The sequence below is a fragment of the Actinomadura sp. 6K520 genome (assembly GCF_004349245.1).
In the GTDB taxonomy this organism is placed as follows: Bacteria; Actinomycetota; Actinomycetes; order Streptosporangiales; family Streptosporangiaceae; genus Spirillospora.
On record NZ_SMLC01000051.1, the window covers coordinates 33,552 to 42,678 of the forward strand.

A 9,127-nucleotide genomic window follows, 5' to 3' on the forward strand; every position below is an offset into this window, starting at 1 on the left:
GCAACGCGGATGGCATCTGTTAGCTTGGCGGACGTGTTCCGTGAGCTGCTCCTCCTTAGCGGCCGCAGCGGGGGCCTGTAAACAGGCCGGCTCCCTCGCTGCGGGACTGCGACGTGCCGTCGGCCGCGAGGTTCGAGCAGAAAGTTCTCATCGGATGTTTCCGCCACAGCAGTCCTCCGGTATGCCCTTCCAGCGCTACCGCCCGTTCGCCCCGGTCAAGCTGACCGACCGCACCTGGCCGGACGCGGTCATCACCGAGGCGCCGCGCTGGTGCGCGGTCGACCTGCGGGACGGCAACCAGGCCCTGATCGACCCCATGGACGCCGACCGCAAGCTGCGTATGTTCGAGCTGCTGGTACGGATGGGCTACAAGGAGATCGAGGTCGGCTTCCCGGCGGCCAGCCAGACCGACTACGACTTCGTCCGGCAGATCATCGAGGAGGACCGCGTCCCCGACGACGTGGTGATCCAGGTGCTGACCCAGGCCCGCCCCGAGCTCATCGAGCGGACCTTCGAGTCGGTGCGCGGCGCCAAGCGGGCGATCGTCCACCTGTACAACTCGACCAGCACGCTGCAGCGCCGCGTCGTGTTCGAGCAGGACCGCGACGGCATCACCGCGATCGCCGTCGAGGGCGCCAAGCTGTGCGCCAAGCTCGCCGAGGACATGGGCGACACCGAGATCTTCTTCCAGTACTCGCCGGAGTCGTTCACCGGCACCGAGCTGGAGTACGCCGCCGAGGTCTGCAACGCCGTCAACGACGTGTGGAAGCCCACCCCGGACCGGAAGGTCATCGTCAACCTGCCGGCGACGGTCGAGATGGCCACGCCGAACGTGTACGCCGACCAGATCGAGTGGATGAACCGGAACCTCGCCTACCGGGACTCCGTCATCCTGTCGCTGCACCCCCACAACGACCGCGGCACCGCCGTGGCCGCCGCCGAGCTGGGCTACATGGCGGGCGCGGACCGCATCGAGGGCTGCCTGTTCGGCAACGGCGAGCGCACCGGCAACGTCTGCCTGGTCACGCTGGGCCTGAACCTGTTCACCCAGGGCGTCGACCCGCAGATCGACTTCTCCGGCATCGACGAGATCCGCCGGACGGTCGAGTACTGCAACCAGCTGCCCGTCCACGAGCGGCACCCCTACGGCGGCGACCTGGTGTACACCGCGTTCTCCGGGTCCCACCAGGACGCCATCAACAAGGGCTTCGTCCACCTGCGGCGGGACGCCGAGGCGGCCGGGGTGCCGGTCGACGACCAGCCGTGGGAGGTCCCGTACCTGCCGATCGACCCGCACGACGTCGGCCGCACCTACGAGGCCGTCATCCGGGTCAACAGCCAGTCCGGCAAGGGCGGCGTCGCCTACATCATGAAGACCGAGCACTCCCTGGAACTGCCGCGCCGGCTGCAGATCGAGTTCTCCCGCGTCGTCCAGGAGCACACCGACAGCGAGGGCGGCGAGGTCACCGCCGAGCGCATGTGGGAGATCTTCCAGAGCGAGTTCCTCACCGGCGGTCCCCGCGTCGGGCTGCTGGCGCACCGCACGACCTCCCGGGTGGACGAGAAGGACGCGATCAGCTGCGACGTCCGCATCGACGGCGAGATCCGCGAGATCGAGGGCGTCGGCAACGGCCCCGTCTCGGCGTTCGAGGACGCCCTCGCGACCGTCGGCGTCGACGTCCGCGTCCTGGACTACGCCGAGCACGCGATGAGCGCGGGCGGCGACGCGCGCGCCGCCGCCTACGTCGAGTGCGACGTGCGGTTCGGGGACGGGAGCGGCACGTCCGTGTGGGGCGTGGGCATCGACGGGAACATCGTCACCGCGTCCCTCAAGGCGATGCTGTCCGCGGTGAACCGGGTGGCCCGCCCGCAGGCGAAGTAACCCGCGCGACCGGGTGGCCCGGCGGCACCACCGCCGGGCCACCCGGGACGGCTCAGGTGCGCACGGTCCGCGGCGGGTCCGCCGGACGGTTCAGGCGCGTCCGAGGACATGGTGGACGAGCTCGCGGAGGGCACCCTGCAACTGGGCCTCACCGACCGTGGTCCGGTCGCCGTCTATATCGATTTCGTACAGGAACTGGTCGGGGATTCGGCCCGGGGGCGGGACCGCGGTCAGGTCGACGCGGCCGACGAGCCTCGTCAGCATGGGGTCGCTTGCGCTGTCGGACTCGGCGCGGCGCTCGATCCCCGCGAATCCTCCGCTGCGGACGACTGTCACTCTCACTGTGCTATCCGTTCGCCTCCATGAGGACACCTGCTCCCGGCCGGGTCTCCGGCGTCGTCAGGTGTGCGTTCGGCGCGGGCCGCGGAACGATGGGGCATCTCATGCCCCAACGCTGTCAGCTTCGGATGGTTCAAGCCACAACTTCCGGCGGGACGGGACGGCCGAATCCGGTCACGGTATGTAATTGTTATCCAGCACAGTGCTATGGTCCGGGCGGACTTGTGAAGATCCGGGAGAGATGCCCGGCCATCCGCCGGGGCATCCGGTGCCGTGCGTCAGAATGAACGGGTGACCCTCTACCGCGACGAAGGCATCGTCCTGCGCACCCAGAAGCTGGGCGAGGCCGACCGCATCGTGACGGTGCTGACCCGGCGCACCGGCCGGATCCGCGCCGCGGCGAAGGGGGTCCGCAAGACGAAATCCCGCTTCGGGGCGCGGCTGGAGCCGTTCACGCACGTGGACCTCCAGCTGTACGAGCGGCGCTCCCTCGACCTGATCACGCAGGCCGAGACGCTGCGCCCGTACGGGGAGGCCCTGGTCACCGACTACCCCCGCTACACCGCCGGGACGGCGATGCTGGAGACCGCGGAGAAGCTCACCTCCGAGGAGGGGGAGCCCGCCCTGCGGCAGTTCCTGCTCCTGGTCGGCGGGCTGCGCACGCTCGCCGAGCGCGCCCACGACCCGCGGCTCGTCCTGGACGCCTTCCTGCTGCGCTCGCTGTCGGTCGCCGGCTGGGCCCCCGCCCTCGACGAGTGCTGCCGCTGCGGCGTCCGCGGCGGACTGCGCGGGTTCGCCATCGCCGCGGGCGGCGCGGTCTGCGCGAACTGCCGCCGACCCGGCGCCGCGACCCCGGCGCCGCCGACGTTCGCGCTGATGCTGGCGCTGCTGCGCGGCGACTGGGAGTACGCCGACGCCAGCGAGCAGCGCCACCGGATGGAGACCAGCGGCCTGGTCGCCGCCTACCTCCAGTGGCATCTGGAACACGGGATCCGGTCCCTCCGCCATGTGGAGCGCGACACCGGGTCCGCCGACGAGGCCGCACCCGCCCGGGAAGCACCGGCCGACGACACCGACATCCCCAGGGAGCGAGTTTGAGCAGGGCCGTTTCGCCGCCGGAGCCGCATCGGGACGGCGCCGTCCCGCCCCCGATCCCCGCGGAGCTGGTGCCGCGGCACGTCGCCATCGTGATGGACGGCAACGGCCGCTGGGCCAAGGAGCGCGGCCTCCCGCGCACCGAGGGGCACACGCGCGGCGAGGACTCCCTCTTCGACGTCATCATGGGCGCGATCGAACTCGGCATCCCGTACCTGTCGGCGTACGCCTTCTCCACCGAGAACTGGAAACGCTCCCCGGACGAGGTGCGCTTCCTCATGGGCTTCAACCGGGACGTGATCCGCCGCCGCCGCGACCAGCTCCACTCGATGGGCGTCCGGGTCCGGTGGGCGGGCCGGCGGCCCCGGCTGTGGCGCAGCGTCATCAGCGAGCTGGAGACCGCCGAGGAGATGACGCGCGGCAACGACGTCCTCACCCTGCAGTTCTGCGTGAACTACGGCGGCCGCGCTGAGATCGCGGACGCGGCGGCCGCGATCGCCCGGGACGTCCGCGCCGGCCGGCTCAACCCCGACAAGATCACCGAGAAGGTCTTCGCCCGCTACCTGGACGAGCCCGGCATCCCCGACGTGGACCTGTTCCTGCGCTCGTCGGGGGAGCAGCGCACCTCCAACTTCCTGCTCTGGCAGTCGGCGTACGCGGAGATGGTCTTCCTCGACACCCTCTGGCCCGACTTCGACCGCCGCCACCTGTGGCACGCCTGCGAGATCTACGCCTCCAGAGACCGCCGCTACGGCGGCGCGGTGCCTAATGCGGTTTTTGGGGTTCAGGCGCCTGGGGGCGCCTGAACCCCAAATACCGCGTGCGATCGCGGTCAGACGAGGGCGGCGTCCAGGGTGATCTTGGTGCCGGTCAGGGCCTTGCTGACGGGGCAGCCGGTCTTGGCGTCCTGGGCGGCCTTCTCGAAGTCGGCCGCGGAGAGGCCGGGGACGCTGGCCCGGACGGTCAGGTGGATGCCGGTGATGCCCTCGCCCGGCTGGAACGTGACCTCGGCCTTGGTGTCCACCTTCTCCGGCGGCGTGCCCGCGCCGGCGAGGCCGTGCGAGAGCGCCATCGAGTAGCAGGTGGAGTGCGCCGCGGCGATGAGCTCCTCGGGGCTCGTCTTCCCGTTCGGCTCCTCGGACCGCGCCGGCCAGGTCACGTCGTAGGTGCCGAGCTTAGAGGAGTCGAGAGAGACGGTCCCCTGGCCGCTGGTGAGCGGCCCTTCCCAGTGCGCGTTAGCGGTTCGTGTCGTAGCCATGCCCCGATCCTCCCACGCCGCGGGCCGTACGGATCATGAACCCGCAGGTAGCGTCAGCGGGTCTTCCGGGTGCACTCCGCGCAGGTGCCGAACACCTCGACCGTGTGGGTGATGTCGGTGAAGCCGTGCTCGGCGGCGATCGCGTCCGCCCAGCGCTCCACGGCCGGGCCCTCGACCTCGACCGTCCGTCCGCACTCGCGGCACACCAGGTGGTGGTGGTGTTGCTCGGTGCGGCAGGCCCGGTAGACGGCCTCGCCCTCGTCCGTGCGCAGCACGTCGACCTCACCGGCGTCGGTGAGCGCCTGCAGCGCCCGGTACACCGTGGTGAGGCCGATCTTGGAGCCGTCGGCGCGCAGGTCGGCGTAGATGTCCTGCGCGCTGCGGAACCCCTCGGAACCGGCCAGCACCTGCCGCACCGCGTTCCGGCGGGCCGTCGTCATCCCCCTAGCACCTCCGCCTCGGCGTCCACGCGCGTGTCGGCGCCCTGGCCGGCCGCGGTGGGAGCGGTGGCCCCGGCCGGGACGGCCCGCGCCCGCCTGCGGCGCATCGCCGAGCCCCCGGCGACCGCGACCGCGAACAGCGCGAGCGCCAGCAGCACGATCGATGGGCCCGGGGGCAGATCGTACTGAAAGGAGCCCGCCAGGCCCGTCACGGCCGACAGTACACCGGCCGCCATCGCCACCAGCATGGTCCCCCGAAATCCGCGGGCGAGCTGCTGCGCCGCCGCCACCGGGACGATCATCAGCGCGCTGACGAGGAGCAGCCCGATCGCGCGCATGGAGATCACGACGGTGACCGCGGCGGTCGCGGCGATCAGCACGCTGAGGAAGCGGACGGGCAGCCCGGACGCGCGTGCCAGTTCCTCGTCCTGGCACAGCAGGAACATCTCCCGGCCGAAGAACGCGACGATCCCTAGCACCGCGGCGGTGAGCCCCGCGACCAGGTACAGGTCGGTGACCGTCACGCTGGTGATCGAGCCGAACAGGTACGCGTGCAGGGTCGTCCCGCTGCCGCCGCCCGCGCTGGTGAGGATGACGCCGCCCGCGAGGCCGCCGTAGAACAGTAGGGCCAGCGCGACGTCCGCGCCGCTGCGGCTGCGGGCGCGCAGGATCTCGATCGCGGCGGCGCCGGCCACCGACACCACCAGCGCGCCGAGCACGGGGGAGGTGCTGGTGAGCAGGCCGAGCCCGATGCCGGTCAGCGCGATGTGCCCGATGCCGTCGCCGAGCAGCGACAGCCTGCGCTGGACGAGGAACGTGCCCACCGCGGGCGCGGCCAGCCCGATGAGCACCGCCATCACCAGGGCGACCCGCATGAAGGGGTACTGCAGCATCTCGCTCATGCGGGCCTTCCCGCCGCGGTCGTCTCGGGCGCGTCGTCGGCCCGGGTCTCGCGGACGACGCGTCCCTGGCCCAGCTCGATCGTGCGGGTGAGGAGCGGCTCCATCGGGCCGAGCTCGTGCGCGACCAGGACGACGGTGCGCCCGCCGCGGGTGAGCTCGTGCAGCGCCGAGGCGAGCGCCGCCTGGCTGCGCGCGTCCACGCCCGCGGTGGGCTCGTCCATTACGAACACGTCGGGTTCGCCGGCGAGGGCGCGGGCGATCAGCACGCGCCGCTGCTCGCCGCCCGACAGCAGGTGGGCCGAGTCGCGGGCGTGGCGGGTGAGGTCCACCGCCCGCAGGGCGCGGTCCACGGCGTCCCGCTCGGCCGCCCGGTCGCCGGGCAGGGCGGGCAGCCACCGGGACCGCCGGGCCACCCGCCCGGACGCCACGACCTCCCCGACGGTCGCCGGGACGCCGCCGCCCGCCGGCAGCCGCTGCGGGACGTAGCCGATCCGCCGCCAGCCGCGGAACCGCGCGGGCGGCTCGCCGAAGATCTCGGTGCGGCCGACCGCCAGCGGGACGAGCCCGAGCAGCGCCTTGACCAGGGTGGACTTGCCGGAGCCGTTCGGCCCGAGGACCGCGAGCACGTCGCCGGCCGCGACCCGCAGGTCGATGCCGGCGAGAACCTCGCGGCCGTCGCGCCGGACGCGCGCCCCGGTCATCTCGAACGGCGGGGCGTTCGGCGGATCCGTCATGTGCACTCCAGTGCGGGACGCAGCGTCCGCAGGTTCCGCTGCATGATCGTCAGGTAGTCGTCGGATGAGCCGTCCTCGATGCCCTCGATGGGGTCGAGCACGGCGGTGCGCACGCCCGCCGCCCGCGCCAGGGACTCGGCGACCTTGGGGCTGACGAGCGTCTCGGTGAAGACCGTCGTCGCGCCGGTGGCGGAGACCCGCCGTGCCAGGTCGGCCAGCCGCCGGGGAGAGGGCTCGTCACCCGGGTCGACCCCGGCGATGGGGATCTGCTTCAGTTCGTAGCGGTCGGCGAGGTAGCCGAACGCGCCGTGCGCGGTGATGATCTCCCGGCGCTCGCAGGTCTTCAGGCCGTCCCGGTAGGTGCGGTCGAGCTCGGCGAGTGCGGCCGCGGTGGACCCGGCGCGCTTCCGGTAGCCGGAGGCATGGGCGGGGTCGGCGTCGGCGAGCCGGTCGCCGAGGGCGGTCGCGACCGTGGCCATGCGTGCCGGGTCGAGCCAGATGTGCGGGTCGTGGTCCGCCTCTTCGTCCTCGTGCCCGTGGTCCTCGCCCTCGTGCCCGTGGTCCTCTTCCCCGGTCTGCGCCGGCAGCGTCTTCACCACGCTCACGGCGTCCAGGGACTTGTCCGCGGCGTGGCGCCGGACGGCGTCGTCCACGGCCGGCTGGACGCCTCCGATGTAGACGGCGAAGTCGGCCTTCGTGATGTCCGCGGCCTTGCGGGCCGTCAGTTCCAGGTCGTGCGGCTCGGTCCCGGGCTCGGTGAGCGTCCGGACGAAGACGTCGTCGCCGCCGACCTGCTCCGCCAGCCAGGCCACCGGGTAGATGGACGCGACGACCTCGGTCTTGCCGGGCGGGGCGTCGGCGCCCCCGCCGCAGGCCGTCAGCCCGGCCGCAAGCCCGGCGAGGGCCAGCACCGTGGCCGGGAGGGTGTGCAGCGGGCGGCGCGGGCGCGGCGGTTCAGGAGAGCGGGACACCCCGCAATTATGGACGAAGATGAAAATCGTTGTCAAAACTGCTCAAGTGCACGTCCCACGGCAAAGCCGACAAGTATCACCAGCGCCACGATCCGCAGAATTCTTCCCGAGCCGTCCAGGGCGGGCCAGTTCAGGTAGGCGAACCAGGCCAGCACCGCCGCCAGCACCAGCAGCCCGGCGGCCGCGACCCAGCCGGACCCGATCATGCCGATCGCCAGGAGCACGAACACCGCGGCGAGCAGCGTCCACCGCGGTATCCGGTGCAGGAACACCACCGGTGCCGCGCTCCACCGCTCGATCGTCGCCCGCAGCCCGGTCGCCTGCGTCCCCGCCTGGTCGCCTCGCGCATCCACGTGCCCCAACGTACCGACCCCGCGCGCTCTCCGGGGAGGTCACGGGGAGGTCAGGACGGACCACGGCGGAACGGCTGCCAAGATTGACGGATGATCGCGATAACCCGGTACCGCGTGCCGGGCGAGGACTCCGACGACTTCGCGGGGCGCATGGGCGCGGTGCTGACGGCGCTGGCGGCAAGCCCGGGCTTCCGCTCGGGCCGGCTCGGCAGGACCGTCGACGACCCCGAGCTGTGGGCCCTGGTCACCGAGTGGGACGGCGCCGGGCACTACCGCCGCGCGCTCGGCGCCTACGAGGTGCGGTTGCAGTTCATCCCGCTCGCCGCCATGGCCGTCGACGAACCCGGCGCCTACGAGGTCGTCAGCTCCGCCTGACGGCGTGGCGCACCTGACCTCGCGGGTCAAGGCTGCGGCAAGAAGCCTCCGGCACCGGTTTCGCGTCCCCCGCCAAGGTCATCTTTGCGGCGTCACGATCATGCCGTGGGTCCTGCGGGGGACGACCGCCCGGGGGACCCGTGTTCTCCGGGGGACAACCGATGCGCCATGGCGTCCTGTTCAGCGTAGTCCTGTGCGGGGCGGCGACCGCCGTACCCGTGCTGGCCGTACTCGGCACGGCCCCTGCGCCGACCGCGTCCGGGCGGGCCTCCGCGCTGTCGCGCGACGCCGGGCCGGCCCGCGTCGTCGAGTACCGGGGGCTGCGCATCCCCGTCCCGGCCGGCTGGGAGGTCCACGACCTCGACCGGGACCCGCTCCGCTGCGTCCGCTACGACCGGCGCGCCCTCTATCTCGGCCGCCCGGGACCGGAGCCCGACTGCCCGGCGCGCATCGTCGGCCGCACCGAGGCCGTGCACGTCCAGCCCTCCGGCGGCCCGGCGCCGCCGGTGTCCGGCCGGGTCGTCACCGGCGACTCGCTTGCCCGGCTCACGGTCCCGCGGACCGTCGACCAGGAGCTGCGGCTCGACCTTCGCCAGGCCGGAGTCACGATCACCGGCGTGTACGGGACGGACCCGGCGGCGCTCCAGCGGATGCTGCGCGGCGCCCGACTGACCGGGCGGCCGCCCCACGGTGCGGTCGGGCGCGCGTCGCGCGTCCCCGAGCCGTCACGGACGGACGCCGAGCGCGAGCGGCCCGGCACCCGCGAACCGGCCCCGCC

General features: G+C 72.7%; 12 protein-coding genes. 5 read left to right on the plus strand and 7 right to left on the minus strand.

Annotated elements, in window-relative coordinates:
• Nucleotides 1-154 precede the first annotated feature (154 nt).
• Nucleotides 155-1,882, plus strand: coding sequence for a 2-isopropylmalate synthase (leuA, locus tag E1289_RS16065; protein ID WP_131980840.1), 1,728 nt, complete (start codon nt 155-157; stop codon nt 1,880-1,882).
• A 90-nt stretch (nt 1,883-1,972) separates the two neighbouring features.
• Here the strand turns inward: leuA and E1289_RS16070 are convergent, their stop codons facing one another.
• Nucleotides 1,973-2,224, minus strand: coding sequence for a protealysin inhibitor emfourin (locus E1289_RS16070; RefSeq protein WP_229808125.1), 252 nt, complete (start codon nt 2,222-2,224; stop codon nt 1,973-1,975).
• 288 nt (nt 2,225-2,512) lie between these two features.
• On the opposite strand from E1289_RS16070, the gene recO reads away from it, so the two are divergent.
• Nucleotides 2,513-3,319, plus strand: coding sequence for a DNA repair protein RecO (gene recO / locus E1289_RS16075; RefSeq protein WP_243712852.1), 807 nt, complete (start codon nt 2,513-2,515; stop codon nt 3,317-3,319).
• Nucleotides 3,316-4,122 carry an isoprenyl transferase gene (locus E1289_RS16080; protein WP_131950688.1) on the plus strand — a complete coding sequence of 269 codons (807 nt, stop codon included), beginning with the start codon at nt 3,316-3,318 and terminating at the stop codon, nt 4,120-4,122. Before recO ends, E1289_RS16080 begins: the two co-directional genes overlap by 4 nt.
• A 26-nt stretch (nt 4,123-4,148) precedes the next feature.
• Here the strand turns inward: E1289_RS16080 and E1289_RS16085 are convergent, their stop codons facing one another.
• Genes E1289_RS16085 through E1289_RS16110 form a run of 6 tightly spaced genes read right to left on the minus strand, consistent with a single transcriptional unit; the run spans nt 4,149 to nt 7,974 of the window.
• Nucleotides 4,149-4,574 (minus strand): OsmC family protein, encoded by a 426-nt coding sequence (locus tag E1289_RS16085; protein WP_131980842.1) that lies wholly within the window; start codon nt 4,572-4,574, stop codon nt 4,149-4,151.
• 53 nt (nt 4,575-4,627) lie between these two features.
• Entirely contained in the window at nt 4,628-5,014 is a 387-nt protein-coding gene (locus E1289_RS16090; protein WP_131980844.1) for a transcriptional repressor, read from the minus strand.
• A complete protein-coding gene (locus tag E1289_RS16095; protein WP_131980846.1) occupies nt 5,011-5,916 on the minus strand; it encodes a metal ABC transporter permease in 906 nt (301 codons plus the stop codon). Before E1289_RS16095 ends, E1289_RS16090 begins: the two co-directional genes overlap by 4 nt.
• Nucleotides 5,913-6,650 carry an ATP-binding cassette domain-containing protein gene (locus tag E1289_RS16100; protein ID WP_131980848.1) on the minus strand — a complete coding sequence of 246 codons (738 nt, stop codon included), beginning with the start codon at nt 6,648-6,650 and terminating at the stop codon, nt 5,913-5,915. Before E1289_RS16100 ends, E1289_RS16095 begins: the two co-directional genes overlap by 4 nt.
• Entirely contained in the window at nt 6,647-7,621 is a 975-nt protein-coding gene (locus E1289_RS16105) for a metal ABC transporter substrate-binding protein (protein WP_243712853.1), read from the minus strand. The genes E1289_RS16100 and E1289_RS16105 overlap by 4 nt, the downstream gene beginning before the upstream one ends.
• A 32-nt stretch (nt 7,622-7,653) precedes the next feature.
• Nucleotides 7,654-7,974: a DUF6703 family protein gene (locus E1289_RS16110; RefSeq protein ID WP_131980850.1), complete on the minus strand. Its 321-nt coding sequence runs from the start codon at nt 7,972-7,974 to the stop codon at nt 7,654-7,656.
• 90 nt (nt 7,975-8,064) lie between these two features.
• Between E1289_RS16110 and E1289_RS16115 the strand changes: the two genes are divergently transcribed.
• Nucleotides 8,065-8,349, plus strand: coding sequence for an antibiotic biosynthesis monooxygenase family protein (locus E1289_RS16115; RefSeq protein ID WP_131980852.1), 285 nt, complete (start codon nt 8,065-8,067; stop codon nt 8,347-8,349).
• Between the two features lie 161 nt (nt 8,350-8,510).
• Nucleotides 8,511-9,127, plus strand: a 617-nt coding sequence (locus tag E1289_RS16120) for a hypothetical protein (RefSeq protein WP_207928995.1), incomplete at its 3' end; no start/stop codon positions are given.

What these genes read in the sequence shown, in the direction of transcription:
- E1289_RS16115 (WP_131980852.1), top strand. Translation starts at nt 8,065, where the DNA reads ATGATCGCGATAACCCGGTACCGCGTGCCGGGCGAGGACTCCGACGAC.
- E1289_RS16100 (WP_131980848.1), bottom strand. Translation starts at nt 6,650, where the DNA reads ATGACGGATCCGCCGAACGCCCCGCCGTTCGAGATGACCGGGGCGCGC.
- E1289_RS16095 (WP_131980846.1), bottom strand. Translation starts at nt 5,916, where the DNA reads ATGAGCGAGATGCTGCAGTACCCCTTCATGCGGGTCGCCCTGGTGATG.
- E1289_RS16090 (WP_131980844.1), bottom strand. Translation starts at nt 5,014, where the DNA reads ATGACGACGGCCCGCCGGAACGCGGTGCGGCAGGTGCTGGCCGGTTCC.
- leuA (WP_131980840.1), top strand. Translation starts at nt 155, where the DNA reads ATGTTTCCGCCACAGCAGTCCTCCGGTATGCCCTTCCAGCGCTACCGC.
- E1289_RS16085 (WP_131980842.1), bottom strand. Translation starts at nt 4,574, where the DNA reads ATGGCTACGACACGAACCGCTAACGCGCACTGGGAAGGGCCGCTCACC.